Here is a 321-nt window from a genome sequence, read left to right on the forward strand (position 1 = left end):
AAGGTAAGCCATGGGGCATCTCCTCTTTGATATTTCCGGCAAAAGGTAAGAGGTACTTGGGTGTTTTACCTGTTTTGGCTGAATTGATGCGATACTGAATGCTGGTATGGTCGGATTGCTCTGGTGTTTTTGCCATGCCCGCCCGGATGGGATTTAAATCTACATAGGCCATACAGGCGGCTAATGCAGCTTCATCTAATAGCGCCTGAGATTTGAATCTGCCTTCCCAGAAGCGCCCGGTGCACTTATCTTCCTTGTTTGCTTCTCTGGCAATGTATTCATTCAGGCAACGCATAAACCAGCTAATATCCGTTAATCGAT

At 46.4% G+C, this 321-nt stretch carries 1 protein-coding gene; it reads right to left on the reverse strand.

Translation table 11 applies throughout. From position 1 onward, the window contains the following. The coding region (locus tag ACXAGP_RS22115; RefSeq protein ID WP_475263962.1) for a transposase at positions 1-321 on the reverse strand (321 nt) is incomplete at both ends.

The organism is Planctobacterium sp. AWM4_229 (genome assembly GCF_056160305.1).